This is a genomic window from Halobellus litoreus (genome assembly GCF_024464595.1).
GTDB lineage: Archaea > Halobacteriota > Halobacteria > Halobacteriales > Haloferacaceae > Haloquadratum > Haloquadratum litoreum.
In genome coordinates, this window is record NZ_JANHAW010000002.1 from 373,403 (window position 1) to 399,896 (window position 26,494).

Here is a 26,494-nt window from a genome sequence, read left to right on the forward strand (position 1 = left end):
TCGAAACGACGTAGTTTCTTAACCGCCCGGTCTCTCCCCACAGACGATGGAGTCCCTCCCGGCGGAGTTGCTGCTACGCGTCGGCGTCGTGGCCGCACTGCTTTTCTCTCTCGGGGTCGTTTTCGTCGTCGATCGGCCGTCTACGTTCGGCGCGCGACTCCGGCGACGGTTCGTCCTCGGCGTCCCGTGGGGCACGCTCGTCTCCGCCGGGTTCGTGCTCGCGGTCTATCTCTTCCTCCAGGGCGGGTACGAGTACTGGTACTCCCCCGTCACGATCCCGTTCCGTGCCTGGTCGTACTTATATCCGCTCGGAATCGCCAGCGCCGCGTTCTCACACAGCGGCGCGGGACATCTCATTGGCAACCTCGTCGGGACGCTGACGCTCGCGCCGCTGGCGGAATACGCCTGGGGACACTTCCCGCGCGAGCGCGGGTCACAGTCGTTCGGTTCACTGCGGACGAACCCCTACGTCCGGGCGTTCGCTGTCTTTCCGGCCGCCGTACTCGTCGTGGGGCTACTCACCTCGATATTCGCGATCGGTCCAATCATCGGCTTTTCCGGCGTCGTCTTCGCGTTCGCCGGCGTCGCCCTCGTCAACTACCCGCTGGGGACCGTCGTCGCACTCGCCAGCGGTGGGGCGCTTCGATTGGTGTACAACACCCTCCGGACGCCGGTGCTCACCGCGAGCGGCCGTCCGGGGTACATCACGCCGTGGTGGGCCGACATCGCCATCCAGGGCCACGCGCTCGGGCTACTTATCGGCGTCCTCCTCGGCCTCGTGGTCGTCCGGGCCCGGTCGCGGGACGCCCGACCGAGCGCGCGGCGCCTCTGGCTGGGGACGATCCTCGTCGCCGTCGAACAGTCGCTGTGGGCCGTCTACTGGTTCCGCGGCGGCGAAACGTACGTGCTGTATCGGGCCGTAGGCGTGATGCTCGTCGCGGCGCTCGCGCTCGTCGTCGCCTTCGCCGTCGTCGCTCGCGACGACCCGCTCTTCACCCGGGCACTCGGCGGCGACAGCGAGGTGCAACGCGCCTCTGCGAGCCGGACGAAGACCGGCGACAGCGGCGCCGTCCGCAACTGGCAGGTGGCCGCCGTGGTCCTCCTGCTTTCGACGGCGGCCGTCGCGGGTCCCGCGGTCCCCGCGAACCTCTTTACCGCCAGTTCCGGGGAGCTCCCGGGCGAAGAACGGACCGTGCGCGACTACGAGGTGACGTACGCCGAGGACGTCGAGAACGGCCTCGTCGCGGTCGTCGACGTCGAGGCCTTCGGCGAGACGACCGCGGTCAACACCTCGGGCGTCATCGTCCGTAGCGAACGGCGCGGCATCTGGACGACGGCGGTCACGAAAGGTCGGCTCGCCTTCGACGGCCAGGTCGCCGTCCGCCTCGGCGGCGTCGGGTGGCGCGAGACGGTCTACGCCGAGCGGGACGGCTGGAACGTGCTCGGGAACGGGACGGCCTACCGCGTCGCGCTCGGCGACAACGAGTCGGGTCGGGTCGTGTACACGTCCGATCCCGTGACCGCGGCGCCGACGCTCGCAAACCGGAACGTCTCCGTCGTCCCGACACGGAACGGGTACTTCCTCCGCGTCGATCGCGGCAACCAGTCCCTCAGCGCTCAGATGCCGGCGAAGAACGAGTCGGTCACGGTCAACGGGCTGACGTTCACGCGCAACGAGTCCCGCGTGTTCGTCACCTACGACGGGACTCGGCTACAGTTACTCGCGAAAGAGAGCTACGAGTGAGCCCCGCCGAACGGGTCCGCGCTACGCCCCGGGGCTGTCGTCCGCCAGGCCGTCGGCTTCGCCCGCACTGCCGGCCCACTCGATCCGGTAGACCTCGGCCTCGATCTCCTCTGTGTCGGCCTCGTGGAAGTCGAACTGTCGCTCCAGGGAGAGCGCCGCTTGGAAGGCGTGCGTGACCTCGCCACCGTGATCGGCCGCGAAAGACTCGACGAACTCCCGGGATCCCGCGTTGTGAACCGAATAGGAGACCTCCGATATCGACGCGGCGGTTTCGAGGAAGGCCCGGTCGGCGTGTTCGTTCCCGTGCTGGGCGCCGAACGGCGGATTCATCAGGACGGTCGTCGGTCCGTCGGGGCAGATCGGCGCGCGCGTCGCGTCGGCGTGGATCCAGTCGATCGGCGTTCGCGTCCCGACTCGTCGACGGTTTTCCGCGGCCGTGGAAAGCGCCGCGCGGTCGACGTCGAGGCCGACGACCCGCGCCGGGCCTCTGAGCGCGGCCCCGAGCGCCAACATCCCGGTACCGGTCCCCAGATCGACGACCAACCGGTCCGCGACGTCCCCGTTCAGATCCGCGACGTGGACGACGTGGGCGGCCAACTCCGGCGGCGTGGGATACTGTTCGAGATCCGCCTGCGGGTCCTCGAACCCCGCGACGACCGCCAGTTGCGTCTCCAGCGCCGACTTCGTTCCCATCAGGATCGCCCCCCGAGCCCCGTGTCAGCGACCCCGCCAGCCGAGGCGACTGCCCGGGCGAAACGGAGCGGCGTGAAGATCGGTTTCATCGCGGTAGGATTTTCCCCGAGAGCATAAAAACCCGGCCCCACGCGAGGCGCTGAGTCCGTTGGGCCAGTCTCGCACTTCGACGGTCCTTAGCCACCGGAAACGACGTGCAGGCCCGTGATACCGACGACGATCAGGCCGATGAAGGCCACGCGCAGGAGCGACGCCGGTTCGTCGAAGAGGACGACGCCCAAAGAGGCCGTTCCGACGGCTCCGATGCCGGTCCAGACGGCGTACGCCGTGCCGATCGGGAGGTCCTCGACGGCCCTGGCCAGAAGCACCATACTGGCGACGATGGCGATCCCGGTTGCGAGCGTCGGCACCGGCTTCGAGAAGCCCTCCGAGTACTCGAGACCGATCGCCCAGCCGATCTCGAACAGGCCCGCGAGCAGCAGGAGATACCACGACATACCGCTCTCTCCGCTCTCGTTCGGGCTATAGGTTTTGTTGTTCCGACGACCGCGGCTTGCGACGGTCGACCGCTGCCGTCAGGGGCTCCGACGGTTTGGCGGCGGCATTAGTACGAACGCCGGCGTCAGTACGAGCGCCGCAGGACCGTCGATCCGGCGGTGTCGCGCACGAGAACGACGTCGCCGCCGTTGTTCCAGACGGCTCCGCCCGCGCCCCAGTAGACGGTCGCGTCGGTGTCGGTCCCGGACCCGGTCCGGAGCGTCAGTTCCGCACCGGGTTCGACGACGGTCCCGTCGGGGAAAGTGTACGTGTGATCCGCGGCGTCGGTGACCGTCCACCCGGAGACGTCGAGCGGTTCGTCCCCCGAATTTCGAAACACGACGTACTCGTCGTTCGGGTTCTCGTTGTCGTTGCCCTCGGCGTCGGGATGCAGTTCCGCGATAGTCAACGGCGCCCCACCGTCGGTCCGAGTCGCCGACGCGTCGCCAGTCGAGTCGGCCGCGACCGAACCGGCGTCGGGATCGGCGCAGGACCACAGGCCGCGCCGGTCGTCGCGGGCCATCGCCTCTGTCCGCTCGTACCGCTCACGTTCGGTGAAGGTGCTCTCGTAGACGCGGGCGTGTCCCTCACGGAGGAGCGCGTGGTTGAACGATTCGCCGTTCACGAACACGTACGCGAGCAACCGCCCGTAGTACCCTCGTCGATCCGACTGTTCGTCGAAGACGAGCGTGACCGTCTCGCCGGCCAGCCGATCCGTCGCGTACGCCGAGGCGCGTTCGCCCGCCCGTCGGAGACAGGACGCTCCGGCGTCCGTCTCGGGGATGCCCTCGAACTCCTCGGGCGAGTTCGATCCGTGTACTTCAGGCGTGTCGACGCCGAGCAACCGGACGGTCTCTCGGGTTCCGTTCTCGTACGCGACCTTCACCGTATCGCCGTCGACGACGTCGACGACGGTGACGCGGTCGCCATCGACGGACGAGTCGAGGGTCTGAGCACCGGTGGGAACGGGCGTCGCCGGTCCCGCTCCGCCCTCGGACGCCGGCATCCCGGAGAGGCAACCCGCGGAAAGGATCAAGAGGACGACGGCGAGCGTGTGAGCGCGCATACCCGTCCTTCAGACGGCCGCGACATATATCGAGTGGATACGTCGCATCGCGTTCATATTTGAACTCTGTCACAAAGGTTTAAATTCACTGTTCACCACAAACCTTATAATGGAACGTTCGCGTCGTCAGCGCCAGCGAGAGCAGGAGACCGAACAGACAGACGACGAACGGGTCGTCTGCCCCGAATGCGAGTCCGAAGACATCGTCACGGACGCCGACCAGGGGGAGTTGGTATGTGACGACTGCGGACTGGTGTTGGACGAACGGCAGATCGACCGCGGTCCCGAGTGGCGGGCGTTCAACCACTCCGAACGGCAGTCCAAGTCTCGCGTGGGCGCGCCGATCACGGAGACGATGCACGATCGCGGCCTGACGACGACGATCGACTGGAAGGACAAGGACGCCTACGGGCGCTCGCTCTCCTCGGAGAAGCGCTCGCAGATGCACCGGCTGCGGAAGTGGCAGGAGCGCATCCGAACGAAGGACGCCGGCGAGCGCAACCTCCAGTTCGCGCTCTCCGAGATCGATCGGATGGCGTCGGCGCTGGGCGTCCCCCGCTCGGTACGGGAGGTCGCCTCCGTCATCTATCGCCGCGCGCTCAACGAGGACCTCATCCGCGGCCGCTCGATCGAGGGCGTCGCCACCTCAGCGCTCTACGCCGCCTGTCGTCAGGAGGGGATTCCCCGCTCGCTCGACGAGGTGGCCGAGGTCTCGCGGGTCCCCCAGAAGGAGATCGGACGGACGTACCGCTACATCTCACAGGAACTCGGGCTGGAACTGAAGCCGGTCGACCCCAAGCAGTTCGTGCCGCGCTTCGCCTCTTCGCTCGGTCTCTCGGAAGAGGTCCAGTCGAAGGCCACCGAGATCATCGACGTCTCCGCCGAACAGGGCCTGCTCTCGGGGAAATCCCCCACCGGGTTCGCGGCGGCAGCGATCTACGCGGCATCACTGCTCTGCAACGAGAAGAAGACCCAGCGCGAGGTGGCCGACGTCGCGCAGGTGACCGAAGTCACCATCCGGAATCGATACCAAGAGCAGATCGAAGCGATGGGCTTCCGCTGATCCCGATCCCGCGTCGCTGACGACCGCGCATTCTCCCCGACGGTCTCTCCCTCCCCTCAGGGCGCGTCTGACGATGCCGACGCGTTCGGTTCCCGCACGAACGCGACCACCTCGCGGTTCCACAGCCCCAGCCGATAGGTCCTCGGCTCGTACGCCGATCCAAGTCGGTCCGCGAGCGCGTCGCGGTCGGACGGCTCGGCGACGACGATCGGCGGCACCGACCCGTTCGCGTACGCCGAGTCGAACGCCGAGACGTTCTCCGCGCTCCCCGCGTCCGCCCCGGCCGACTCGAAGTACCAGGGGAGGGGAAGGCGGTTCCCCCAGGCGTCGCCGACGGGCGGATAGCGGGCGGTTCTGTCCGCGGGCACGTGGAACGACTCGCCGACGTAGACCACCTCGACGGTCGACGGGTCCCCGTCCGCGACGGCCCGGGCCGCCGATTCGAGCCCTTCGAGGTCGTCGCTGGGCTGGGCGAACTGGGCGAGGTCGTTGCTCCGGTCCGACGGCCCGTAGACGTCGGCGGCGGCGACCGCGCCAATCTGCCCGCCGACGGCGACGAGGACGAGGGCGACCGCGAGGACCGTTCCCGCGTCCGCGTCCGGTCGCGAGGCGGCGGCGACCCCCCGGCGGAAAATCGCCGCCAGACCGACCGCCGCGGGGAGCGACAGCGGGACGACGACGTGGACGAGCGTCCACGGCGCGGACACCTCAGCGAGCGTCGGGACGGCGACGACGGCCGCGAGCCCCCAGTACCCCGCGCCCTCGACGAGCGGTCGGCGCGACGGTGCGTAGCGCATCCAGAGCGTGGTTCCGACGCCTAGGAGGAGTACCGGGAGCGCCGACGCGAGGAGCAGGCCGACCGCGTCGCCGACGTACGGAAGGAACGCGTGCGTGCCGTCCGGGAAGCGGTGGGCGATCCGAACCCCGACGAGCCGACGGAACGCGCCGACGGTCCCCTCGTAGAACGCCAGATGGAGCGTCGTCGGATCGTACAACCCGACGTCGACCCCGGGGCCCGATCGGGGAGCGAACAGGAGCGCCGTGACGCCGACCGCGAGGAGACCCGCGCGGGCCGCGGGCGTCGCCGTCCCCGAGAGTCGCTCGCGGAGGTCTGAGAGGGTCGACCGCAGGCTCGAACCCCGGTCGCTCGCGACGCTCCGCTGGTCGACGACGAGCACCCACGCCACGAGCCAGCAGACGAGATAGCCGGCGACGAAGCCCGAAGCCGACGCGGCGAGAGGGAGCGAAACCGCCGCGGCGTAGGCGTCGCATCGGCTCCGACGGTCCCACGCCCGGAGCGCGAACCCGACGGACGCGAGCCCGAACAGCGCCAGCGGCACGTCGCCGCGGAGGAACCGCGAGTAGTACAGGACGAGCGGCTGGGCGGCGAGCAGAGCGGCGAAAAGCACCGTCTCCGCGTCGTCGAGGCGGTCCCGGAAGAGGAGCGCGACCAGCGGAAGTGCGCTCCCGAGAACGGCGGCCGGGAGCCTCGCGATCCGCTCGGAGACGCCGAGCAGCGCGAACAGGCCGCGGTCGAGCAGGTAGAGCAGCGGACCGCCGGCCACCGGGCGGTACTGGTAGGCGCCGGTATCGAGGTATCTGAGCGCCCAGTAGCCGACGCGGGCCTCGTCCCAGTGGAACGGCCGCGAACCGAGGTCGAACAGGCGGAGGAGGAGACCGGCAACGACGACGCCAACGACCGCGACGACGACCGAGTCGGGGCGAGAGATCGATCCCGAGGCCGACACCCGCCGCCGCTCGGAACCGCCGGTCCCCTCGTCGCCCTCGCTGGACATACGACGCTCTCACCGCCCCGAGCGTAGAAGTTTTGTGATCGGCGTCGACCCGGGTCCCGTGGATCGGAGCGACGACCTCGCTCGATTCGGTCGATCGGCCGGTTTCGACCAGTCCGCCCGATCCGCAACGCACAAGCGAGATCCCACCCCAGTCCCCGTATGAGCGTGGTCGAGTCGCTGCCGCCGCGTCCGCTGGAACCGAAGGAACTGCTCGAACTCAACGCCGCCGACGCGCTGGAGATGGCCGTGCCGATCGAAGACGAGGGCAGCGTGACCGGCGTTCTCGTCGCGACGGCGACCTGGGTGAAAGGGCTCGGATTCGACGCCGACGCGGAGTCGTGGTCCGTCGTCGAAACCGTCCCGCTCGACGCCGACACCGAGCGCGTCGACGCCCTCCAGGCCTGTGAGGCCGAGATCCTTCGGTTCCGGGGAGACGACCCCGCGGAAGTGACCGCCGCTGACGCCCCGGGGACGTACGAGCCAACCGTCGACGGCGGCGAATAACGGCGGTGACGGGGTGACTCGATCGTCACTGAGAGCGGTCACCGCCGAAGTCGCTCCGACGCGACGACCACGGGTAGTTTCTAAACCCTCGGCGTCGTACTCCAGGACGAGACGATGTACGACAACATCCTCGTTCCGACCGACGGTAGCGCCGCCAGCGAGGGGGCGGTCGATCACGCCATCGAACTCGCGAAACAGTACGACGCGACGCTGCACGCGCTGTACGTGGTCGACACCGGCGCGTACTCGTCGATGGAGGTCGGCTCGGACATCGTCATCGAGGCGCTCCAGGAGGAGGGCAATCAGGCGGTCGACCGCGTCGCAAACCGCGCCGAGGACGCCGGAGTCGCCGTCGAGACGTCCGTCCGAACCGGGATCGCCCATCGCTCGATCGTCGAATACGTCTCCGAGGAGGAGATCGACCTGGTGGTGATGGGCACCCACGGTCGGACCGGCGTCGGCCGGTTCCTGCTCGGCAGCGTCGCCGAGAAGGTCGTTCGAACGGCCGACGCGCCGGTGATGACCGTTCGAACGGACGAGGAAGAGACCGAGGAGTGACGCTGTCGGCCATCAAACTGACCGAGTGACGCTGTCGACCGTCCGCCCACAGCGCGCCGATCGAGCGCCGCGGGCCGGAGCACCGAGGGGGCCTTCGGGAGGGTCACCCCCGACCGCTTCGCAAAGAGTTTTGAAGCGATCCGTCGAACGGCGAGGTATGACTGAGTACACCGTCGAGTTCGTCGGCACGGGCGAGACGATCGAAGTCTCGGACAAGCAGACGATACTGAAGGCCTGCATCGAGGCGGGAATCGCCCAGGAGTACTCCTGCCGCGTCGGGATGTGCCTGGCCTGTTCCGCGGAGATCGTCGAGGGAGAAGTCACCCAGCCCGCGGCGAGAGGACTCACGGAGGCGGAACGCGAGGACTACGCGTTGACCTGTATGGCCCGTCCGCAGAGCGACCTGAAACTCGACCGGGGCGTGTATCCGCCGAGCATCGAACAGGACGCCGCGGACGCGGCCGCCGCGGCCGACGACGACTGACCTTTTTGGGTCGACACTGATCGACCGCTCCCGGCACGACCGAGAGAGCGTCGCACAGTCGCGGCCGCGAACCGCGGGGGCCTCAGCGGTTCGCGTCGTCGGGTCGGTCGTTCGGTTTCTCGGAGGCGACGCCCCCGTCGGTCCCGACGAAGGCGAACTCGTCCTCGGAGGTCGCGTCCGCCGCCTCCATCGAGGCCGTCGGCGCGTCCCGTTCACCCGAGCCACCGGATTCACTCGACGGCGTCGTATCGGGCGACGGCATCGCGGCCGCCGGCGCAGCCGATCCCCGCCCGTCCCCGGTCGACGGAGCGTCACCGGCGTCGAGGTCGGCTAACCGATCCGCCGCGCGCTGGATCCGCTCCATCTGCTCGGTCTGTTCGCTGCTCGCTTCGGCGACGTCGTCGACGCGCTCGGCGACCTCTTCGGCCCGGTCTCGGGTCTTCTCGACCATCGCCGTGACCTCTTCGGCGCTGACGGCCTGTTCGTCGGTCGCGACGGCGACCTCCGTGATTCCTTCCGTCGTCCGCTCGACGGCGTCGACGATCTCGTCGAGGCTGTCCATCGCGTCCTCGCCGCGGTCGATGCCCTCGTGGAGTTTGTCGGTCGTCTCCGCGAGACTCTCGATCGTCGCCTCGGCGTCCGTCTGCACGCGGTCGACGGTCTCCTCGACGTCGCTGGCGCGTTCCCGGGACTCCTCGGCCAGCTGTTTCACCTCGTCGGCGACGACCGCGAAGCCGTCGCCCGCCTCGCCCGCCCGCGCCGCCTCGATCGACGCGTTCAGCGCCAGGAGGTTCGTCTGCTCGGCGATGTCGTCGATCGCCTCGATCACGGCGTCGATCTCGTCGATTTGTGACTGGAGCCGTTCGAGGTCCGCGGACGCCTCGGTGGCGGCGTCGGCGACCTCCTCCATCACGTCGATGGCCTCGTCGGCCGCTTCCTCCCCCGAGCGCGCCCGGGAAGCGGCCTCGTCGCTCGTCCCTTCGACCTCGTCCGCGGTGGCGGCGATCTCCTCGACCGTCGCGCTCATCTGTGAGATCTCCGCCGCGACGTCCTCCATATCTCCCGCCTGCTCGTCGGCGATGTCCCGGATCGCCGCCGAGCGCTCCGCGACGAGCGACGACGACGAGGAGACGTCGTCGATCGGCTCCCGGAGGTCGCGTTCGACCTCGCGCGCCAGCCGTTCGCGCTGCGCGGCTTCGCGTCGCGCCTCCTCGCTGTAGGCGTGGATGTACGTGTCCATCGCGATCTGTTGATCGAGCGCGAGCACTTTCAGTAGCGACGTCGTCTGCGCGACGACCGCGTCGACCGCCGCTTCGACGTCCCCGTCAGTCGACTCCGCTTCGGCCGCCGGTTCCGAGTCCGTCGACCGCGCGTTCGCTCCGCCGAGGAGGCTCGAAAGAAAGCCCGGACGCTCCGATGCAGGTCGTTCTGTGCCCTCGGCGTCGCCGTCAGGGACTCCGTCACTGCCGTCGTGGCCTGGCTCGTCGGCCCCGGTCTCCGACGCGCTCGAACCGCCGTACTCCGCCTTCACCTTCTCGCCGATGGCGTCGATCAGGCCCTCGTAGTAGACGCTGTAGGCCCCCATATAGAACTTCGGCCCCATATCGAGCATCTCGTGGATCTTGCCCACGCGTGCCCGTCGCGCGAAGTACTCCCGGTCGTACTCCGCGTCGGTCAGCGACCGCAGGTACGACCGCTGATCGGTCTTCAGCCGATCGATTCCCTTGCTCGATCGCCCGAGGATCTCCGTCGCGTCCGCGTCGCTCGTCAGGTGCTCGTAGAACTCGTCGACGACGTCGTCGGCGACCGCGTCGAACGCCGACTCCAGGTCCCGCATCCGCTCCCTGTCGGCCTCGTCCAACCGAACGAACGATTTCCGCCACTCGATCTCCGCGTCGTCGATGTCCAACTCGTCGATCAACTCGTCGCCGTCGACGAGACCCCGCTCCTGCTCGCCGACGACGACGCCTCGATTGCTCATACGTGGGACACCGCCGTCTCAACTTATGATTGTTCGCCCGGCGATATCACGATTGATACCGACCGTCTGCGGGCCGCCGGTGACCGAGAGCAACGATTAGGTGCCGTGAGCCCGCGGTAGGCGTATGGACAGTGACGGCGGGAAGCCCAGCGCGAGCGACGAACGGGGCGAGGACCTCCGCACGACTCTCGAATCCGAGCGGTCCGAGGAACTCGCGCTGCTGGGCTCGGAACGGTTCCGCACCGCGGCCGCTGGCGGCGAACCCACGGCGCGCGCGCTGCTCGTCGCCGCCGCCGAGAGCGAAGCGGCCGCCCGAGCGACGTTCGCCGAGTGGGTGACAGACGAGGGCGACCCCGGGGCTCGCACCGCGTTCGAATCGGTCGTCGACCAGGAGACCGAGCACCGCGAGCGGGTCGCGGCGGAACTCGACGAGTGGACGCCGGAAGACGGCGCACCGGGCCCGATGCACGCGTACCTGCGCGGCCGGGAAGCAACGGTCGAGCGCGTCGCCGGCGGGATGGTCGGCCGCCCGCTCGTCTCGCTCCGAACGCACGCGCAGTTGATCGAGTTCTTCGAGAGGAGAGAGACGGACGCAGCGGATCGGCGCGCGGCGCTGTTTCGGGATCTCAGAGCAGAGACCGCGGGAACGCTCGACGACGGCCTGACGCTGCTCGCGGAGAGATGCGAGTCGGAGACGGCGTGGGAGACGGCGGAACTGGTCGCCGGCTACACGATCCGACTCGCCCACGACGACACCGCCGACGCGCTTCGGTCGCTCGGAGTCGATCCCGCCGTCGGCGACGACTCGTGACCGGAGTTCGTCTATCGCGCCCGATCCGGCTACGCCGGATCGAACAGCGCAAATCAGAGATTTGCTGGCTCGACGAAGCTACGCTTCGTCGAACGCCGCCGAGCTTCGCCCGGCGAGCTCGATTCGGCTCACGCCGAATCGAACAACTCCTCGCCGTCGACCATATGCGCCTCAACGGCGTCCATATCGAGCGTGACGCCGAGCCCCGGTTCCTCGGGGATCTCGATGTAGCCGTCCTCGATGACGGTCTCCTCGACGAGGTCCTCCCACCAGCCGAGTTCGTAGGAGTGATACTCGACGGCCAGGGCGTTCGGGATCGCCGCGCCGACCTGCGCGGAGGCCATCGTCGCCACCGGCGAGGAGACGTTGTGCATCGCGACGGGGATGTAGTACTGGTTCGCCACGTCGGCGATCTTCCGCGTCTCGCGCATCCCGCCGACCTTCGGGAGGTCGGGCGCGATGATGTCGACCGCCTGGTTCTCGATCAGCCGTCGCTCCTCGGTCACTCTGTACCGGTTCTCCCCGACGGTGATCGGCGTCGTCGTCGACTTCGTGACTTCCTCCTGGACCTTCAGATTCTCCGGCGGCACGGGGTCTTCGAGCCACCAGACGTCGTACTCCTCGATGGCGTCGGCGAGACGCTTCGCCGACCCGCCCGAGAAGGTCCAGTGACAGTCGAAGGCGACGTCCGCGCGGTCTTTCACGCGCTCTGTGACCTGCTCGACGATCTCGGCCTTGTGGCGGATCTCGCCCGGACGGAGGTGCCGGTTCGCGCGGTCCTTCTCCAGCCCCGAGGGGACGTCGAGGTCGAACTTCAGGGCGTCGTAGCCCAGTTCCTCGACGACGCGCTCGGCCTCGTCCGCGCAGGCCTCGGGGTCGGCCTCTTCCTCGGTGTGACAGTCGCAGTAGACCCGCATCTCGTCGCGGTACTTCCCGCCGAGGAGCTGATAGGCGGGGAGTTCGAGGATCTTGCCCGCGAGGTCGTGGAGGGCGACCTCGATGCCCGCGATGGCCGTGACGGTCACGCCCTCGATCGAGCCCTCGCCGGACATCTTCTGGATCAGGTGCTCGTAGAGCCGATCGATGTCCAGGGGGTTCTCCCCCACGATCATCGGCGTCATCCGCTCGATGAGTTCCGGGACGCCCGCGCCCCAGTAGGCCTCGCCGGTGCCGACGACGCCGGCGTCGGTGTAGACGCGCACGAGCGTCCAGGGGAAGTTGCCGTCGACCATCGTGGTCTGTACGTCGGTGATCTCCACGTCGCGGCCGCCGCCGCGTTTCGCCCGGACTCCCATCGTCTCCGCGGAGAGCTCCCGCATCGTGTACTCCGCGTTCGGATCGTGTAAGTCGGCGTAATCGATTCCCATAGTCGAGTATTTACTCGATATTAGGTAAACCTTTGGAGAACGTCGGTACGTCGAGCTCAACTCGTTTTGGCCGCCCGAAGGGCGAGTTCGACGTCGTCGAGCGGTCGCTCGGTGATGCTCGGACCGTGACCGACGTGGATCACGTCGAGGTCCGACCCCGCGACCTCGCGGAGGTACTCGATGCTCTCGACGAGCGTCCCGCGATCGCCGCCCTCCAGGTCAGTGCGGCCGAACGCGCCGTTGGCGAACACGAGGTCGCCGGCGAAGCAGACGCCGGCAGATCGGGAGTAAAAGCAGAGGTGATCGGGCTTGTGGCCGGGCGTGTGGAGGGCCTCGTAGTCGTCGTCGCCGATCTGGATCCCCTCGCCGTCCTCGACCCGGTGGTCGACGTACTCGCTCTCGGGATCGAATCCCCACGTCTCGACGCCGAAGGCGTCGCGGACGGCGGCGACGTTCTCGACGTGATCGGGGTGCGTGTGCGTGAGGTAGATCCGGTCGAGGTCGTCGACGTGCGATTCGATCCGGGAGACGACGTCGAAGTTCGCGCCCGCGTCCACGAGCGCGGTCGTCTCGCCGGTGACGAGAAAGACGTTCGCGGTGAAGGCCCGGACGTCGCGTGCGAGGTTGTAGATCACGACGAACGGTTGGTCGGCCCCCGACTTGCGTCTTTCCGCTCGGCGTTCGGGCAGTTGGTCGAATCGGGGAGTTGGCCGAATGTGTCGACGCCGCTCGGGGCGGGTCAGGACGCTTTTGTGTGGTCGAACCGACCTCCGGATATGTACCGGAAGGGGCACTACGGCGTCTCGCTGCTCGTCTTCGCGCCGATCGCGTTCGTCCTGCTGGCGTTCGGCCGGGCGGACCTCGCGCTCGTCACCGGGGGGACGATGCTGTGGCTCGCGATGCTCCCGGACGTCGACCACCGGATTCCGGGCGTGCCCCACCGCGGGCCCACGCACTCGCTGCTCTTCGCGACGCTCGTCGGCGCGGGCTTCGGGGCGGCGGGGTTCGCGCTGCAGACCGTCGCAGCCGGTGTCGTCGACGTCGGCGCAGTCGCCGGCGGCGTGTCGCTCGCGGCCGCCGGATTCGGGCTCGGCGCGCTGACCGTGGTCGCGCACCTCCTCGGCGACGCGCTCACCCCCGCCGGCGTCAACTTCCTCTGGCCGCTCTCGGGGCGCACGTACACGCTGGGAGTGTGGACCGCCGACAACGTCGTCGCCAATTACGGGCTCCTGGCCGCCGGGGTGTTCGCGACCGGTGCGGCGGCGTATCTCGGGGTCGCGATCTGATCTCGGTACCCCGTGATCGGCGGTTGGCCGCGACACAAGGCTTATTTATCACCTTCGCGTATTTTCGGCCGCAATGGCGAAAGGTACGGTTGCGTTCTTTAACGACACGGGCGGTTACGGTTTCATCGAAAGCGACGATTCTGACGAAGACGTCTTCTTCCATATGGAGGACGTCGGCGGTCCCGACCTCGAGGAGGGTCAGGAAGTCGAATTCGATATCGAGCAGGCCGACAAAGGCCCGCGAGCCACGAACCTCCAGCGCCTGTAAGGACGCCCCACGAGAGCGGTACTGCGGTCGGCGATCCCGTCGATTCTCACCACGATTCTGCATTTCTCACCCGCCGAGCGGAGCGTCGGTCGATCTGTGACCTCTTCCCGCTCACGCCCTACAGTTCGCCCTCGGCGGCCGCACTCCGGAGGTCGTCGGCGCGTTCGCGGATCGCCCGCCACTCCGCGTCGTCCTTGCGGTCGACGTGTGCGTACATCAGGCCCATCCGACCGGTGCCGCGGAGCGTCTCCTCGTTCCGCTTCAGGAAGTCCCAGTAAAGCGCGTTGAAGGGACAGGCGTTCTCGCCGGTCGTCTTCGACTTCGCGTACGGACAGTCCGCGCAGTAGTCGCTCATCTTGTCGATGTAGTTCGCCGAGGCGGCGTAGGGTTTCGAGGAGAGCACGTCCGTCCCGAACGACCCCATCCCGACGACGTTCGGGGTCGTCACCCAGTGGTAGGCGTCGACGAACCCCAGGTGGAACCACTCGTTGAGTTCGGCGGGGTCGACGCCGTAAATCAGCGCGAAGTTCGAGAGGACCATCAGGCGCTCGATGTGATGGGCGTAGCCGCGGTCGTGGACGTGTTCGACCGCCTCGGAGAGACACCGCATCTCAGTCTCCCCGTCCCAGTACAGCGGCGGCAGCGAGGCCGTCTGTCCGAGTTGGTTCGCCGAGGCCAACTCGGGCATCGAGCGCCGGTAGACGTGTCGCATAAACTCTCGCCAACCGATCACCTGCCTGACGAAGCCCTCGACGCTGTTGAGCGGCGCGTCCCCGGACTCGTAGGCCTCGACGGCCGGGTCAACCACCTCCCGCGGACGTAGGAGGCCGAGGTTCATCGCCGCCGACAGCAGCGAGTGACAGAGCGCCCACTCGCCGCCGCGCATCGCGTCCTGGTAGGCCCCGAACTCCGGCAGCCGGACCGAAACGAAGTGATCGAGCGCCTGCAGCGCCGCCTCGCGCGTCACCGGCCAGCGGAAGCCGTTCGGATCGCCCCAGTGGTCGCCGTAGCGGTCCGCGACGAACGCCTGGACCTCTCGGGTCTTCTCGTCCGGTTCGAACCGCGGGACCTCCGGCGGCGACCACTCGGGGGGCGGCGTTTCCCGGTTCTCCTCGTCGTAGTTCCACGCCCCGCCGACCGGTTCGGCGCCCGCCATCAGGATGCCCGTCTCCCGCCTGACGTGTCGGTACCAGTCCTCCTGTCGGAACGTGGTCTCATCGTCCGCATCGGGCTCCCCAGAGTCGCCCTCGTCGGATCCGTCGACGCCGGCCCAGGCGTCGAACGCCGCCGGCGACGTCAGAAACAAGTCGTTCTCGACGAGCGTCAGCGTGCCGCCGCGCTCGCGGACGAGCCGTTGCCGCCACTCGTCGGCACCGTGGCTCGGCGAGCGCATCGCGACCAGGTCGTCCGCGGGGTTGGCCTCGAAGTAGCGGTCGAGGGCGTCGCCGAACGTCTCGGCCCGGAGGTAGGTGACGTCGTAGCCGCGGTCGCAAAGGTCGTCCCGGAAGTGCCGCATCGCGCTGAACACCAGCGTGAGCTTCTGCGGGTGATAGCGGCGTCGCTCCGCGAACTGGTAGGCTTCCACGAGCAACACGTGGTCCGTCGACTGGAGCGGCGTCACGCCCGGGTGCAACTGATCGCCGAGAAGCCAGACCGTCATCGACCGGGAGGTTCGCGCGGGAAGGACTAAGTCACACCGGCCGACGGGCACCCCCCCGCTCGGGTCGCCACGAGCGGCACTGTCGCGGGGGGGTGGCGCGATACGACGACCGGTATTCGGGGGCAAGAATTTAGACGGCGGGAGGAGTGGTGGGAGGTAGACTGCAATGGACGGCGCTACATCACGGGTCCTCGTCGTCGAAGACGAGCCCGACTTGGCCGAGCTCTACGCGATCTACCTTTCGGACCTCTACGACGTGCAGACAGCCACGAACGGGGAGACGGCGCTCGAAATAGTCGACGCTGAGACGGACGTCGTTCTGCTCGATCGGCGAATGCCCGACCTGACCGGAGACGAGGTGCTCGAAGAGATCCGCGCGCGCGGGCTCGAGACGCAGGTCGCGATGATCACCGCCGTCGAACCGGACGTCGACATCGTCGAGATGCAGTTCGACGACTACCTGGTCAAACCCGTCACGAAGGAGGACCTCCACGGGCTCGTCGAAATTCTGCTCCGTCGGGCGAACTACGACGAGCGTTCACAGGAGTTCTTTCGGCTCGCCTCGAAGAAGGCCGCCCTGGAGTCCTCACCGGACGTCTCTGTCGAGAACGAGGCCGAGTACCGGGAGTTGGCGCAGCGGATGGAAGACATCCGCACCGAACTCGACGACACGCTGGCGGAACTCAGCGACGACGACTTCCGCGAGGCGTTCGCGTCGTTCCCTGATATCGAGGTCGACGAGTCGGGACCCGACGGCGGGGACGGCCCCGCTTCCCAGTCCTGACTGCCCGCATCGACCCGCTGACTGACGCTTTTCTCCGTCCAGCAGGTACCGGTGCACCGATCGTCGTCCGCGTCCTACTCTCTCCGGCTTCCGGGTTGCGGATCGACGTGCGCCGGAGCCAGGAGGTCGTCGAGACGCCGATCGTCGAGCCATTCGAGCAGCTCGACTAACTGCTCGGCGGCGGCCTCGAACAGGCGTTCGCCGACGGCGGCGGTCGCGTCGGTCTGATCGCCGAAGACGCCGTTCTCGGAGTTTTCTGCGGCGTCGTAGAAGATGCGTGCGCCGTTTTTCTGCAGGTGCTCTGCGGCCTCGACGTCGCGGACGCCGCCGTCGCGGGCGGCATCCAGTTTCTCTTCGCGGACCAGGTCGGGCGCGAGGTGCTGTATCATCGCCGTCTCCTTCGGGCCGCCGTGCGGGCCGTTGTACTCGAAGACCTCCTCAACGAGGTCCGGGATCGATTCGTCCCACATCCACTCGATGGCGTAGAGCGTTCCGTCGTCGCGGAGGCGACGACCGACCTCGCGAAGGTGCTGGACGTTGCCGCCGTGGGCGTTGACGTAGACGACGCGGTCGATACCGTGATACGCGAGGTTCCGCGTCATCGACTCGACGTAGTCCCGGAACTGCGGGGCGTCGACCCACATCGTCCCGTGGAACTGCCGGTGGTGGGGGCTGACGCCGACGTTGACGGTGGGAGTGCAGAGAAAGCCCGTCCGGTCTGCGGCCTCGCGGGCGAGTCCCTCCGCGATGAGGTGGTCTGTCGCCAGCGGGAGGTGCGGGCCGTGTTGTTCAGTCGATCCCAGTGGGACGATGGCGACCGACTCCTCGGCGACGTAGTCTCCGAGTTCGGGCCACGTCTGGTCTGCGACGTACATACCGGCCGAAAGCGGGGCGGCATCAAGAAGGTACGGCACAGCGGTCGCGAGTCCCGAGTCGAGAGGACCCGTCGTCGCCTTCGACTCGCGACTTCGACCGGTACCTACGCCGCCGTTTCCGGTCGACCGGAGACCGTCCCGGCTTCCCCATCGCCGCCACTGCGGGTCCGCTCCCGTAGCGCGATGACGAACGCGCCGAGACCGACGAGGAGGACGAGGAAGGTGACGAGGCCGCCGACGAACGGGACGAAGTCGAGGATCGCGACGGCGACGACGCCGACGAGGAGCGCGGCCCACCGGTTCTCCGAGTCGACGAGCGAGAGGACCCCCGTCCCGAGGACGAGCGCGCCGTACACCGACGTTATCCACACCAGCAGGCCGAAGAGGAGGAACCCGGCGATCGAGAGGGGGATCCCCACGATCGTCAGCAGCAGGAGCAGCAGCACGATCGGCGTCCCGATCAGGGCGAGGAGACCGATACCGCCGCTCCGGAGGGTTCGAGCGGTGCCGGCGTCGACGAGTTCGCGCGTGAACTGGGGCACGGCCACGAGGAGCACCGCACCGAGCAGCAGGTTCACGAGCGCGCCGTAAACCGCACTCACCCAGGCCGGGATCGACGGGAACGCGAACTGGCCGTCCGCCCCGAACAGCTCGGGGCCGGTGACCGACAGCGACTCGTCGCGGGTCACCGACCCGGAGACGCTGGCGTCGTCCGCGAGCGAGAACTCCGCGGCGTCGTACGTCAGCGACCCGCCGACGGTCGCCGTGGGACCGACTGCGAGCGTGTCGGCGCCGACGGTCGCGTCGCCGTCGACCGCGCCGTCGAGGCGAACGTTCGCCGCACCCGCCTCGAGGCTCCCGACGCGCGATCCCTCGCGGAGGTCCAGCGCCGCCGAGCCGATCCGCACGTCGCCCTCGACGACGCCTTCGATCACGACGCTACCCGCCGCGGCGTCGAGAGAACCGGTCACCCGTCCCGAGTCAGTGACGGTGACGGATCCGGCCGCCGCGGAGACGTCGCCCTCGACGGTACCGGCGATCACGACGCTCCCCCCTGCGGCCTCCAGGTCGCCCTGGTACGTCTCGCCGGCGTCGACGCGAACGGCGCCGCCGACCGCCCCGTCAGACCCGGGTCCACCCGGGCCGAACTGCTGTGCGCCTGCGATCATCGGGGTCCCACCGAAGACGACGAGGAGGGCTGCGAGGAGGAGTACGAACCGTCTGCGATTGTTTCGTATCATAGTTTTCACGAGAGGAGGGTCTCTCAACGTGTCAATACGACACCATCCATCTTAATTACTGCCGCGCGACCCTGGCGCGGCTCCGGGTCCTCCCTCGCGTCGCCGCCGGCCCCTGTGACTTTTTGTCCCTCTGAATCGTGCCCCAAATATGGAGTACACGACCCTCGGGGAGACTGGAACGACCGTCTCGAAGATCTGCCTCGGCTGTATGAGCTTCGGGGACACGGACTGGCGCGAGTGGGTGCTCGACGCCGAAGCGGGGCAGGAACTCGTCGACCGGGCCATCGAACTGGGGGTGAACTTCTTCGATACGGCCAATATGTACTCCCACGGTGGCTCCGAGCGGGTTCTCGGCGACGCGCTCTCCGAATACGATCGGGACGAGTTCGTCGTCGCCTCGAAGGTGTACTTTCAGATGGACGACGACGATCCCAACTCGGGCGGGCTCTCGCGGAAGGCGATCGAGCAGGAACTCGACGCCTCGCTGGACCGGCTGGGGATGGACACCCTCGACCTGTTGCAGATCCACCGCTGGGACTACGAGACTCCCATCGAGCGGACGATGCGGACTCTCGACGACGCGGTCAGACGCGGGAAAGCGAGATATCTGGGCGCGTCGTCGATGTGGGCTCACCAGTTCGCCGAGGCGCAGCACGTCGCCCAGCGACAGGGGCTGACGCCGTTCTCGACGATGCAGAACCACTACAATCTCCTCTACCGGGAGGAGGAGCGCGAGATGCTGCCGCTGTGTGAGAAGCAGGGCGTCGGCGTCATCCCGTGGTCGCCGCTCGCGCGCGGGTGGCTGACCCGCCCGCACGAGGAGTCCCGATCGACGGTCCGAGGTGAGACCGACGACTACGCACACCAGCACCCGTACCTCCAAGGCGGCGGCCGCGAGGTCAACGAGCGCGTCCGGGAACTCGCCGACGAGAAGGGCGTGAAGATGGCCCAGATCGGCCTGGCCTGGCTGTTCGCCGACGACCGCGTCGACGCGCCGATCGTCGGGACGACGAGCGTCGAGCACCTCGAAGACGCGGTCGAGGCGCTCTCGATCGACCTCACCGAGTCCGACGTCGAGTACCTCGAAGCGCCCTACGAGCCGGTCCGCGTCTCGGGCCACGAGTAGTCCGATTCCGACCCGGAGATCCGCCAGACCGCCCGCGCGGCGACGGTCGCGATGGCCACTTCCGAGAGGCCGACGACCAGAAAGGCGGCGAGGAACCCCGCCGTCGCCGTCGTCGTTCCACCCAGGAGAAAGCCCGCGAGGAAGCCGAGGCTGCCGAAGACGTTGAACCCGCCGAGCGCCGCGCCGCGGGTCTCGACCGCGGCGACGTCCGTCACGAGCGCCATCGTCGCGGGCGCGACCAGCGCACCGAGCGCGCCGACGGCGACCATCGCGGCGACGGCGACCCAGAGGACGGGCGAGACGCCGACAGCGACGATTCCGAGCCCGTAGCAGATCGACCCGACGACCACTGGGATCGCCCGTCCGATCCGATCCGAGAGGACGCCGGCGGGGTACTGCAGCAGCGCGAACGGCACGAAGAAGGCGGCGAGGGCGAGCCCCGCGCCGGCGGCGTCCAGTCCGAACGACTCCCGAAAGTAGTAGACGCCCACGAGCGCGAAGAAGCCGGCCGTCATCCGGTCGATGAATCCGAACGCGTACGGCACGGCGAGCACCGGCCGCCGGCGAAGTCGACCGAGCACGTCCCCGACGCGGAGGCGCTCCCCGCCCGGCAGTTCCTCCGACACCGTTCCGAACAGAATCGCCACCGCGATGAGCGTGCCGGCGGCCGCGTACAGCGGGTACAGCGGATCGGCGTCTGCGAGGCGACCGCCGACGACCGAGCCGAGCGCCGCGCCGAGCCCGATCGCGATTCCCGCCGCGCCCATGTTCCGACCGTTCCCGCCGGCGAGGTCCGCGAGCGCCGTGATGGCGAGCGAGAACGCGCCGATCGTCGCGGCGCCGCCGACCAGCCGGACCACGAGTACGCCGGCGAACGGGAGGTCGAGCGTCGGCGCGGCCGCGAGAACGAGGTAGCCGGCCGCCCCGCCGAGCGCCCCGGCCGCGGCGAGCGGCATTCGCCGACCGACGGCGTCGCTGGCGGCGCCCCACACGCTTGCGAAGGCGACGAAGGCGGCGAACTCGGCGACGAGGAACCACATCCCCGCGCGGATGGTCCCGTCGCCGCCGAGGGCGACGACGATGTCCTCGACGCCGGGGTACAGAAAGACCTGCGAGACGAGGACTCCCCAGACCCCGACGGCGAGTCGAATCCGAGTCCCGCGACGTGTCACGTGGTGCGATTGACCCTCCGCACAAATATCCGCGTCGTTTCCGAGACCCATCCGAACGCACTTGCCCGTCCATCGCGTAACTGGGGTATGTTCGGCGCGGAAGCGGAGACGAGCAGACGGGCGGTCCTGAAAGGAGCGGTCGCCGTCGGCGGGGCCGCGGCCCTGTCCGCGTGTCTGGAGGAGACCGAGGCAGAGCCGGTCCCCAGCGGTCCGGAAGACGCGGGGTCGCTGCCCGAGCGGCAGCACGCCTGGAACGAGCGCGTCCGGACCGACGACCACGGCAACACCCTCCTCCCGCGCCACCAGCTACTCCTGTATCTCGCGCTGCCTGGTGATGGACCGCCGGACGTCGCCGCGAGACGGAACGTCGAGTCCGCGCTCCGAACGCTCGATCGGGCGTACGAACGCAGCAACGAAGGCCTCCTTCACTCGATCGCCTACTCGCCGCGGTACTTCGACCGCTACGAGAGGTCCCTTCCCGACTCGATCGATCTGCCGGAGCCGCGAGCGCTCTCTTCGTTCGAATCGCCCGAGTTCGACCGACAGGACGCGTTGCTGCACCTGGCCTCCGATCGGGCCGACGTCGTCCTCGCCGCCGAGGAGGCCCTCCGTGGCAACGAACCGGCGGTGAACGGCCGCGAGATGGAATCGGCGCTAACCGACGTCTTCGAGGTCGCGGACCGCCGCAGCGGGTTCGTCGGGGCCGGGATGCCGGCGGAGCGGCAGGAGGGGCTCGCGGGGATCCCGTCCTCGAATCCGGTCCCCGAGGAGTCGCCGCTGTTTATGGGGTTCGTCGCCGGGTTTCGGGGAAACCAGGCCACCGAGGAGTACGTCACGCTCTCGGCGGGTCCCTTCGCAGGCGGGACGACCAAGCACGTCTCCAACCTCCGGATGCGTCTCGACGACTGGTACGGCGAGCAGTCGTCCGCAGAGCGCGTCGCGGAGCTGTTCTCACCGGTCCACGCCGAGGAAGAACTGGTCGACGGCGTCGGCGAGAACCTCGGCGAGGACAGCGGGCTCACCCCGGAGATGATCGAGAACGTCAGAGAGCACGGCCGACAGTTCGGGCGAGTCGGCCACGCCCAGAAGGCGGCGCGGGCGAACCGCGACGCCGACGGAGCGGTGCGGACGCTCAGACGACACTTCGAGTCGACGGACGACGACGAGGCGAGTCTCCACTTCCCGAGTCTCCAGCGGCGGATTACGACGTTCGAGGAGGTCCGGGCCGCGATGAACGGGGCGGATCTCACGGATCTGCCGGCGATCCGTCAACGCGTCAACAACGGGATTCTGGAGTACATCTTCGTCAAGCGCCGCGGCAACTTCCTCGTCCCGCCGCGCTCGCTGCGGGCGCTCCCGACACCCACCGGCGAAACGCCCGGACGCTGAGCTTACAGCTGGTTCTCGATCGCTGACCTGACCGCGTCCCACCCGTAGTTGTCGAGCAGTTCCCCGTTCACGTAGACGGCCGGCGTTCCGGGGATCCCGCGATCGGATCCCGTCTGGCGGTCGGCCTCGACGACCTCGCGGTAGGGCTCCTGGTCGGCCGCCGCGGCGACCGCACAGCCGTCGACGCCCAGTTCGTCGGCGAGGTCGTGGACGATCTGGTATCCCGCGTCGGGGAGGTCGCCCTGATTCTCGTAGACGCCTTCGGTAAAGGAGAAGAACGTCTCGTCGTCGGCGCGGTCCTGCACGGCGCGCGCGGCCGAGGCGGCCGCCCACGACCACGTCTCGTCGACGGGAATCGGGAAGTCGAAGAACCGATACCGGACGTCGCCGGCGTCGATGTAGTTCGATTTGATCTCCGGGTAGACGTCGGTCGTGAACGTCTGGCAGTGCGGACAGGCGAAGTCCTCGAACACCTCGACAGTCACGGGCGCGTCCTCGGGGCCGAGCGTCGGACGGGGGAGCGACGAGACCGACTCCAGCGTGCCGACGTCACAGCCGTCTGGCAGATCGGCGCCTCCCGAACCGGACCCGCCGAGACAGCCGGCCGTGGCTCCGATCGCCGCCGTTCCGCCCAGCGCAGCGAGGTACGACCGTCGTGTGGATCGCATATCCGCCCGAAGGGACCGGCGACATATATACGGTTCCGGTCTTCCGCGGGGCTGTTTTCGCCGAACCGACGCGCCGCTCCGTCCCGGCGTCCGGTCGGAACCAGTCGACTTTTCACCGCTGCGACTCCCTTCTCCGGTATGGAGTTCGAAGAGGACGACAGCGTGGTACTGCACGACAAGCACAGCGAGTTCGACGGCGAGACCGGCACGATCACGCAGGTCGTCGAGACGATGTTCGGCGACGCCACCTACACCGTCAGCTTCGAGGACGGCCAGGAGGTCGGCATTTCGGCCGATCAGCTCGACCCCGCAGGCGACGCTGACGACGTCGACGAGGAGTAGCGGAGTTTTTCCCGTCTCGACGCGAAGCGTCTCCAATGCCCCGGATCCCGTTTCACTACGTCGATCTGCGGACCTTCTGCTACGAGACCGAGGACGAAAAGCGGGTCGAGAGCGCGCTGGCGACGTTTCTCCCCGAGGAGTTCGAGGTGACGCGAACCGAGAGCGCCGGCCACCACGGCGACCGGATCGTCGTCCTCTCGGCGCGCGTCGAGAACGCCGACGACGTCCGACACGTCCTCGCTCGCCTATCCGAGTTGCCCGAGTTCGAGACGCTCCTGGACGAACTCGACGACCGCGTCACCGACAACACCGAACTGTTCCTGCGGCTGGACAAGCAGGCGGCCTTCCGCGGCGACGTCCGGCGCGGCGACGGCATCACCCTCCGCGCCAAGGTGGAAGCCTACCCCGCGACCAAGGACGCGGCAGTCGATAACGCTCGCGAGGCGCTCGAACGCGCGGACGCGCTCGACTCGGACGCCGAATCGTGACGCAGTGACGAAGTTGCGGACAGGTAGCACGGTCGGGCGACGGTCGCAGGGCGCTGTGCTACGCGACCGCGGCACGCCCTGCGTCGGTGGTCAGCGCACGACGTGCGTGGGTCCGCGATCGGATATAAACGCTCGTGCGGAAGGGACCGATCAGTCCTCGACCCACTTGATCGAGCAGCCCTGCGACGGCGTCTCCTCGACCGGGATCTCGTCGCCAGCGAGCAGTGCTTCGACGGCCTCGCGCATCTCGTATCGCTCCGCCTCGGCGTCGGGGTTCGTCGCGTCGTCGATCCGGGAGTGGAACGCGAGCCGGAACGTGTCGCCGTCGCGCTCGAAGAGGAACGGATCGGGCGTGCAGACGGCGCCGTAGGCGCGTGCGACGTCCTGGGACTCGTCGCGGAGGTACGCCGTGTAGCGGATCTCGCCGGCGTCGACGCGCTCGCGCATCCGCTCGAAGGAGTCGTCGGGGTACTCCTCGGCGTCGTTGGGGTTGATCCCGACGACGGCGAGGTCGTCGTAGGCCTCGCTCAGGTGGTTCAGTTCCTCGACTTTCGCCTCCGCGTACGGGCAGTGATTGCAGGTGAAGACGACGAGCAGCGCGCCGTAGTCGGTGAAATCGGAGAGTGCGTACGTTTCACCGTCCGCGGCCGGGAGTTCGAAAGCCGGTGCGTCGTCCCCGCGAGACAGCGTCGATTCGGATTCTACCAGGACCATACCCGGCGTTGGACCCAAATACAAAAGAGGTTGTTCGTCTCACTCCACGCTGACCAGGTAGACGGCCACGACGCCGAGCCCGATCCCGAGGAGTTTCCGCGCGGTCAGCGACTCGTTCAGGAACGCGATTCCGAGGATCGAACTGAGCACGAGAAACATGCCGAAGATCGGCGACACGACGCTGACGGGACCGAGCGAGAGCGCCCGGTAGTACGCGAGGATGCCGACCGTCAGGCAGACGCCCGCCAGGACGACGTAGCCCACTTTCGGGTGAGTCACGTAATTCAGGGCGTCCTCCCCGTTGTACAGGACGATACCGGCCGTCAGCACGACGAGAATCGTGTTGGTCATCATCGTCGCGACGTTGCTCGGGATCTGGGCGGAGCCGGTCGTCGCGACCCGCATAAACGGGGCCACGAGCGAGTAGGCGGCGAGCGCGAGGATCGCCCACGGGAGGTAACTCATAGAGAGTCCTCGGGACACCGATGGATTCACCGTTTCGGTCCGCGGACGGGGAGCGCTCGGCTCGACGGCGGCAGCGAGCCCCGATCAGTCGTCGCTGGTCACCGGAGCCGGACCGGCGGCTGCCCGTCCCGCGTCGCGGACGATCCGCCACCCGAGCGCGAGCGAGACCCCGCCCAGTGCGGCGACGAGCGCGAACGATCGGGCGAGGCCGACGGCGTCGAGCAGGTAGCCGAACAGCGGCGGCGCGACCGCCCCGCCGAGCGAGATGCCGATGGTGACGAGCGCGAAGTTCTTCCCGAGGTCGGCCCGCGCCGAGAGCGCGTCGGCCAGCGAGGACCGGGCCGGACGCGAGAGGCTGATGCTGCCGCTGAAGAGGAGCACGACGCCGAGCGCGAGCGGCGGGAGCGCGAGCGTCGCGAGCAGCGCGGCGACGACTGTCAGGAGCGCGTAGCCACCGATGACGACGGGTCCCGTCCCGATCCGATCGGTCAGCGCGCCGCCGACGAGAATGAGCCCCGCGCCGACTGCGAGCATCGCGGCGGTGAGCGCGCTCGCGGTCCCCTCCGGGAGGCCGTAGCCCGCGGCTAGGAGGCTGGGCGTGTAGGTCCGGATCGCCCACGCCGACGCCGACGTGAGGAACGCGAGGACCGTCAGGGCGAGAATCCCGCGCGAGGCGGCGAGTGTCCGGAGAAGCGACTGGACGCGCCCGGGGACCGACCGGAGCGTCGGCCGCTCGTCTGGGCGGGCCGCGAGCCCCGGCCGCGTGATCTCCTCGTCGATGGCCCGGAAGCCGTACAGACAGGACGCCGCGTAGGCGGCGCCGATCGCCGTCGTGACGCCGACGGCGACCCGCCAGGAGAACCCGAGCGCCGTCGTCGCGGCGACGACCGCGAAGGGGGCCGCGAGGCCGACCGCGCCGCCGAACGCGTGGGCGCTGTAGGCTCGGCCGCGGTTCTCGGCCGTCGAGACCGCCGCCAGCAGCGGATAGTGCGCCGGATGGTGTCCGGCGACTCCGACGCCGAGAACGATCTGGGCGCCGAGCAGCCACCAGTAGGAGGGCGACACGGCGGTAAGCGCGGCCCCGAGGGTGCCGCACACGAGCGAGATGGCGAGGACGAGCGTCCGGCTGTGGGCGTCCGAGAGGTAGCCGAAGGGGAGTTGCAGGGCGAGCACGACGGCGTTCTGGACGCCGATCGCGAGCCCGATCGCCGCGATGCTGACGTCGAACCGCGCCGCGAGCACGGTCACGAGCGGGGCCAACATCACGATGTACGCGTGATTGACGAAGTGCGAGCCGGCGACGAGGCCGACGACCCGGCGCTCCTGCGCGTCGGTCACGGCTGCCAGTCGTCGCCGGACGGAGAAATAGTCGCCGGAACCGAGTCGCGATCGACAGCGCGATCGGGTCGATC

28 protein-coding genes are annotated in these 26,494 nt (G+C 68.5%); 13 read left to right on the forward strand and 15 right to left on the reverse strand.

Annotated elements, in window-relative coordinates; all coding sequences use genetic code 11:
* Positions 1 to 46: 46 nt before the first annotated feature.
* A complete protein-coding gene (locus NO360_RS09365) occupies positions 47 to 1,744 on the forward strand; it encodes a rhomboid family intramembrane serine protease (RefSeq protein WP_256307538.1) in 1,698 nt (565 codons plus the stop codon).
* Between the two features lie 21 nt (positions 1,745 to 1,765).
* On the opposite strand, the gene NO360_RS09370 is transcribed toward NO360_RS09365, so the two are convergent.
* The 3 genes from NO360_RS09370 to NO360_RS09380 all read right to left on the reverse strand — a co-directional run bounded on the left by NO360_RS09370 (position 1,766) and on the right by NO360_RS09380 (position 4,040).
* Positions 1,766 to 2,437: an METTL5 family protein gene (locus NO360_RS09370; protein ID WP_256307539.1), complete on the reverse strand. Its 672-nt coding sequence runs from the start codon at positions 2,435 to 2,437 to the stop codon at positions 1,766 to 1,768.
* Positions 2,438 to 2,613: 176 nt separating this feature from the next.
* Positions 2,614 to 2,934 (reverse strand): DMT family transporter, encoded by a 321-nt coding sequence (locus NO360_RS09375; RefSeq protein WP_256307540.1) that lies wholly within the window; start codon positions 2,932 to 2,934, stop codon positions 2,614 to 2,616.
* Between the two features lie 125 nt (positions 2,935 to 3,059).
* Positions 3,060 to 4,040 (reverse strand): lamin tail domain-containing protein, encoded by a 981-nt coding sequence (locus NO360_RS09380; RefSeq protein WP_256307541.1) that lies wholly within the window; start codon positions 4,038 to 4,040, stop codon positions 3,060 to 3,062.
* 109 nt (positions 4,041 to 4,149) lie between these two features.
* Here NO360_RS09380 and NO360_RS09385 point away from each other — a divergent pair, with 109 nt between their 5' ends.
* Positions 4,150 to 5,103, forward strand: a complete 954-nt coding sequence (locus NO360_RS09385) for a transcription initiation factor IIB (protein ID WP_256307542.1) — start codon at positions 4,150 to 4,152, stop codon at positions 5,101 to 5,103.
* 56 nt (positions 5,104 to 5,159) lie between these two features.
* Here the strand turns inward: NO360_RS09385 and NO360_RS09390 are convergent, their stop codons facing one another.
* On the reverse strand, positions 5,160 to 6,899 hold the full coding sequence (locus tag NO360_RS09390; RefSeq protein WP_256307543.1) for a flippase activity-associated protein Agl23: 1,740 nt from the start codon (positions 6,897 to 6,899) through the stop codon (positions 5,160 to 5,162).
* Positions 6,900 to 7,058: 159 nt separating this feature from the next.
* Here NO360_RS09390 and NO360_RS09395 point away from each other — a divergent pair, with 159 nt between their 5' ends.
* The 3 genes from NO360_RS09395 (at position 7,059) to NO360_RS09405 (ending at position 8,445) form a co-directional block, all read left to right on the forward strand.
* On the forward strand, positions 7,059 to 7,403 hold the full coding sequence (locus tag NO360_RS09395) for a DUF7964 domain-containing protein (protein WP_256307544.1): 345 nt from the start codon (positions 7,059 to 7,061) through the stop codon (positions 7,401 to 7,403).
* A 114-nt stretch (positions 7,404 to 7,517) separates the two neighbouring features.
* Positions 7,518 to 7,961, forward strand: a complete 444-nt coding sequence (locus tag NO360_RS09400) for a universal stress protein (protein ID WP_256307545.1) — start codon at positions 7,518 to 7,520, stop codon at positions 7,959 to 7,961.
* 157 nt (positions 7,962 to 8,118) lie between these two features.
* On the forward strand, positions 8,119 to 8,445 hold the full coding sequence (locus NO360_RS09405) for a 2Fe-2S iron-sulfur cluster-binding protein (protein WP_256307546.1): 327 nt from the start codon (positions 8,119 to 8,121) through the stop codon (positions 8,443 to 8,445).
* Positions 8,446 to 8,527: 82 nt separating this feature from the next.
* Here NO360_RS09405 and NO360_RS09410 read toward each other — a convergent pair whose 3' ends face one another.
* Positions 8,528 to 10,426 carry a globin-coupled sensor protein gene (locus tag NO360_RS09410; protein ID WP_256307547.1) on the reverse strand — a complete coding sequence of 633 codons (1,899 nt, stop codon included), beginning with the start codon at positions 10,424 to 10,426 and terminating at the stop codon, positions 8,528 to 8,530.
* 124 nt (positions 10,427 to 10,550) lie between these two features.
* Here NO360_RS09410 and NO360_RS09415 point away from each other — a divergent pair, with 124 nt between their 5' ends.
* Positions 10,551 to 11,237, forward strand: coding sequence for a rubrerythrin family protein (locus NO360_RS09415; protein WP_256307548.1), 687 nt, complete (start codon positions 10,551 to 10,553; stop codon positions 11,235 to 11,237).
* A gap of 128 nt (positions 11,238 to 11,365) precedes the next feature.
* Here the strand turns inward: NO360_RS09415 and NO360_RS09420 are convergent, their stop codons facing one another.
* Both NO360_RS09420 and NO360_RS09425 read right to left on the reverse strand, forming a co-directional pair.
* Positions 11,366 to 12,604, reverse strand: a complete 1,239-nt coding sequence (locus tag NO360_RS09420; RefSeq protein WP_256307549.1) for a mandelate racemase/muconate lactonizing enzyme family protein — start codon at positions 12,602 to 12,604, stop codon at positions 11,366 to 11,368.
* Between the two features lie 56 nt (positions 12,605 to 12,660).
* Positions 12,661 to 13,239 (reverse strand): MBL fold metallo-hydrolase, encoded by a 579-nt coding sequence (locus NO360_RS09425; protein ID WP_256307550.1) that lies wholly within the window; start codon positions 13,237 to 13,239, stop codon positions 12,661 to 12,663.
* A gap of 141 nt (positions 13,240 to 13,380) precedes the next feature.
* Between NO360_RS09425 and NO360_RS09430 the strand changes: the two genes are divergently transcribed.
* Entirely contained in the window at positions 13,381 to 13,890 is a 510-nt protein-coding gene (locus tag NO360_RS09430) for a metal-dependent hydrolase (protein WP_256307551.1), read from the forward strand.
* A 73-nt stretch (positions 13,891 to 13,963) separates the two neighbouring features.
* Positions 13,964 to 14,158, forward strand: a complete 195-nt coding sequence (locus NO360_RS09435) for a cold-shock protein (protein WP_049985421.1) — start codon at positions 13,964 to 13,966, stop codon at positions 14,156 to 14,158.
* Positions 14,159 to 14,276: 118 nt separating this feature from the next.
* Here the strand turns inward: NO360_RS09435 and NO360_RS09440 are convergent, their stop codons facing one another.
* Positions 14,277 to 15,818 carry a cryptochrome/photolyase family protein gene (locus NO360_RS09440; protein WP_256307552.1) on the reverse strand — a complete coding sequence of 514 codons (1,542 nt, stop codon included), beginning with the start codon at positions 15,816 to 15,818 and terminating at the stop codon, positions 14,277 to 14,279.
* A gap of 166 nt (positions 15,819 to 15,984) precedes the next feature.
* On the opposite strand from NO360_RS09440, the gene NO360_RS09445 reads away from it, so the two are divergent.
* Entirely contained in the window at positions 15,985 to 16,602 is a 618-nt protein-coding gene (locus NO360_RS09445) for a response regulator (RefSeq protein WP_256307553.1), read from the forward strand.
* A gap of 74 nt (positions 16,603 to 16,676) precedes the next feature.
* Here the strand turns inward: NO360_RS09445 and NO360_RS09450 are convergent, their stop codons facing one another.
* The gene (locus NO360_RS09450) at positions 16,677 to 17,477 is read right to left on the reverse strand and encodes a creatininase family protein (RefSeq protein ID WP_256307554.1); all 801 of its coding nucleotides are present in this window, start codon (positions 17,475 to 17,477) and stop codon (positions 16,677 to 16,679) included.
* A 104-nt stretch (positions 17,478 to 17,581) separates the two neighbouring features.
* Positions 17,582 to 18,718, reverse strand: a complete 1,137-nt coding sequence (locus NO360_RS09455; RefSeq protein WP_256307555.1) for a bactofilin family protein — start codon at positions 18,716 to 18,718, stop codon at positions 17,582 to 17,584.
* 148 nt (positions 18,719 to 18,866) lie between these two features.
* On the opposite strand from NO360_RS09455, the gene NO360_RS09460 reads away from it, so the two are divergent.
* A complete protein-coding gene (locus tag NO360_RS09460) occupies positions 18,867 to 19,844 on the forward strand; it encodes an aldo/keto reductase (RefSeq protein ID WP_256307556.1) in 978 nt (325 codons plus the stop codon).
* Here NO360_RS09460 and NO360_RS09465 read toward each other — a convergent pair.
* Positions 19,811 to 21,016, reverse strand: a complete 1,206-nt coding sequence (locus NO360_RS09465; protein WP_256307557.1) for an MFS transporter — start codon at positions 21,014 to 21,016, stop codon at positions 19,811 to 19,813. The two genes, NO360_RS09460 and NO360_RS09465, sit on opposite strands and share 34 nt — an antisense overlap.
* A gap of 87 nt (positions 21,017 to 21,103) precedes the next feature.
* Between NO360_RS09465 and NO360_RS09470 the strand changes: the two genes are divergently transcribed.
* Positions 21,104 to 22,405, forward strand: coding sequence for a DUF7405 family protein (locus NO360_RS09470; RefSeq protein ID WP_256307558.1), 1,302 nt, complete (start codon positions 21,104 to 21,106; stop codon positions 22,403 to 22,405).
* Between the two features lie 2 nt (positions 22,406 to 22,407).
* On the opposite strand, the gene NO360_RS09475 is transcribed toward NO360_RS09470, so the two are convergent.
* A complete protein-coding gene (locus NO360_RS09475) occupies positions 22,408 to 23,073 on the reverse strand; it encodes a DsbA family protein (protein ID WP_256307560.1) in 666 nt (221 codons plus the stop codon).
* A gap of 138 nt (positions 23,074 to 23,211) precedes the next feature.
* On the opposite strand from NO360_RS09475, the gene NO360_RS09480 reads away from it, so the two are divergent.
* Positions 23,212 to 23,415, forward strand: a complete 204-nt coding sequence (locus NO360_RS09480) for a DUF1918 domain-containing protein (protein ID WP_256307561.1) — start codon at positions 23,212 to 23,214, stop codon at positions 23,413 to 23,415.
* 35 nt (positions 23,416 to 23,450) lie between these two features.
* Positions 23,451 to 23,903: an RNA-binding protein gene (locus NO360_RS09485; RefSeq protein WP_256307562.1), complete on the forward strand. Its 453-nt coding sequence runs from the start codon at positions 23,451 to 23,453 to the stop codon at positions 23,901 to 23,903.
* A 150-nt stretch (positions 23,904 to 24,053) separates the two neighbouring features.
* Here the strand turns inward: NO360_RS09485 and NO360_RS09490 are convergent, their stop codons facing one another.
* The 3 genes from NO360_RS09490 to NO360_RS09500 form a co-directional block, all read right to left on the reverse strand.
* Positions 24,054 to 24,617, reverse strand: coding sequence for a thioredoxin family protein (locus tag NO360_RS09490; RefSeq protein ID WP_256307563.1), 564 nt, complete (start codon positions 24,615 to 24,617; stop codon positions 24,054 to 24,056).
* A 39-nt stretch (positions 24,618 to 24,656) separates the two neighbouring features.
* On the reverse strand, positions 24,657 to 25,082 hold the full coding sequence (locus NO360_RS09495) for an EamA family transporter (RefSeq protein ID WP_256307564.1): 426 nt from the start codon (positions 25,080 to 25,082) through the stop codon (positions 24,657 to 24,659).
* 84 nt (positions 25,083 to 25,166) lie between these two features.
* Positions 25,167 to 26,420: an MFS transporter gene (locus NO360_RS09500; RefSeq protein ID WP_256307565.1), complete on the reverse strand. Its 1,254-nt coding sequence runs from the start codon at positions 26,418 to 26,420 to the stop codon at positions 25,167 to 25,169.
* Positions 26,421 to 26,494 lie beyond the last annotated feature (74 nt).

Coding starts and splice junctions, on each gene's coding strand:
- NO360_RS09365 (WP_256307538.1), top strand. CDS start 47: ATGGAGTCCCTCCCGGCGGAGTTGCTGCTACGCGTCGGCGTCGTGGCC.
- NO360_RS09370 (WP_256307539.1), bottom strand. CDS start 2,437: ATGGGAACGAAGTCGGCGCTGGAGACGCAACTGGCGGTCGTCGCGGGG.
- NO360_RS09375 (WP_256307540.1), bottom strand. CDS start 2,934: ATGTCGTGGTATCTCCTGCTGCTCGCGGGCCTGTTCGAGATCGGCTGG.
- NO360_RS09380 (WP_256307541.1), bottom strand. CDS start 4,040: ATGCGCGCTCACACGCTCGCCGTCGTCCTCTTGATCCTTTCCGCGGGT.
- NO360_RS09385 (WP_256307542.1), top strand. CDS start 4,150: ATGGAACGTTCGCGTCGTCAGCGCCAGCGAGAGCAGGAGACCGAACAG.
- NO360_RS09390 (WP_256307543.1), bottom strand. CDS start 6,899: ATGTCCAGCGAGGGCGACGAGGGGACCGGCGGTTCCGAGCGGCGGCGG.
- NO360_RS09395 (WP_256307544.1), top strand. CDS start 7,059: ATGAGCGTGGTCGAGTCGCTGCCGCCGCGTCCGCTGGAACCGAAGGAA.
- NO360_RS09400 (WP_256307545.1), top strand. CDS start 7,518: ATGTACGACAACATCCTCGTTCCGACCGACGGTAGCGCCGCCAGCGAG.
- NO360_RS09405 (WP_256307546.1), top strand. CDS start 8,119: ATGACTGAGTACACCGTCGAGTTCGTCGGCACGGGCGAGACGATCGAA.
- NO360_RS09410 (WP_256307547.1), bottom strand. CDS start 10,426: ATGAGCAATCGAGGCGTCGTCGTCGGCGAGCAGGAGCGGGGTCTCGTC.
- NO360_RS09415 (WP_256307548.1), top strand. CDS start 10,551: ATGGACAGTGACGGCGGGAAGCCCAGCGCGAGCGACGAACGGGGCGAG.
- NO360_RS09420 (WP_256307549.1), bottom strand. CDS start 12,604: ATGGGAATCGATTACGCCGACTTACACGATCCGAACGCGGAGTACACG.
- NO360_RS09430 (WP_256307551.1), top strand. CDS start 13,381: ATGTACCGGAAGGGGCACTACGGCGTCTCGCTGCTCGTCTTCGCGCCG.
- NO360_RS09435 (WP_049985421.1), top strand. CDS start 13,964: ATGGCGAAAGGTACGGTTGCGTTCTTTAACGACACGGGCGGTTACGGT.
- NO360_RS09440 (WP_256307552.1), bottom strand. CDS start 15,818: ATGACGGTCTGGCTTCTCGGCGATCAGTTGCACCCGGGCGTGACGCCG.
- NO360_RS09445 (WP_256307553.1), top strand. CDS start 15,985: ATGGACGGCGCTACATCACGGGTCCTCGTCGTCGAAGACGAGCCCGAC.
- NO360_RS09450 (WP_256307554.1), bottom strand. CDS start 17,477: ATGTACGTCGCAGACCAGACGTGGCCCGAACTCGGAGACTACGTCGCC.
- NO360_RS09455 (WP_256307555.1), bottom strand. CDS start 18,718: ATGATACGAAACAATCGCAGACGGTTCGTACTCCTCCTCGCAGCCCTC.
- NO360_RS09460 (WP_256307556.1), top strand. CDS start 18,867: ATGGAGTACACGACCCTCGGGGAGACTGGAACGACCGTCTCGAAGATC.
- NO360_RS09470 (WP_256307558.1), top strand. CDS start 21,104: ATGTTCGGCGCGGAAGCGGAGACGAGCAGACGGGCGGTCCTGAAAGGA.
- NO360_RS09475 (WP_256307560.1), bottom strand. CDS start 23,073: ATGCGATCCACACGACGGTCGTACCTCGCTGCGCTGGGCGGAACGGCG.
- NO360_RS09480 (WP_256307561.1), top strand. CDS start 23,212: ATGGAGTTCGAAGAGGACGACAGCGTGGTACTGCACGACAAGCACAGC.
- NO360_RS09485 (WP_256307562.1), top strand. CDS start 23,451: ATGCCCCGGATCCCGTTTCACTACGTCGATCTGCGGACCTTCTGCTAC.
- NO360_RS09490 (WP_256307563.1), bottom strand. CDS start 24,617: ATGGTCCTGGTAGAATCCGAATCGACGCTGTCTCGCGGGGACGACGCA.
- NO360_RS09495 (WP_256307564.1), bottom strand. CDS start 25,082: ATGAGTTACCTCCCGTGGGCGATCCTCGCGCTCGCCGCCTACTCGCTC.